Raw genomic sequence first — 350 nt, 5'->3', positions numbered from 1 at the left:
GAGAGGGTAATTGATTTACAATTTGCCCCCCGTCCAGGAGAAAGTGCGCTTTATCACCTCTATGCTGAAATTATGGGTAAATATAGCAATGTGATTTTAACTGATGCTAGTAACGAAATTATCACTGCTGCCCATCAAGTTAGTCAACAACAATCTAGTGTGCGTCCCATTCAAACGGGACAAAATTACGAAAAACCGCCAAAATTAACGGGAAAAACCCCCAATTTAACCGAATCTCTAGAACGTTGGCAAGAACGGGTAAGTTTAGTACCAGGGGAAATTAAGCGCCAATTACTTAAAAGTTACAGTGGTTTAAGTTCGGCTTTATTAGAGACAATGTTACTAAATGC

General features: G+C 39.4%; 1 protein-coding gene. It reads left to right on the top strand.

What is annotated here, in order from left to right; genetic code table 11:
* Positions 1-350, top strand: a 350-nt coding sequence (locus tag ACIR131C_RS26765; RefSeq protein ID WP_231395450.1) for an NFACT family protein, incomplete at both ends; no start/stop codon positions are given.

The sequence above is a fragment of the Dolichospermum circinale AWQC131C genome (assembly GCF_000426905.1).
GTDB classification, from domain to species: Bacteria; Cyanobacteriota; Cyanobacteriia; order Cyanobacteriales; family Nostocaceae; genus Dolichospermum; species Dolichospermum circinale.
The sequence above is the reverse complement of the archived record's forward strand: the minus strand, read 5'-3'. Positions and strand labels throughout refer to the sequence as shown.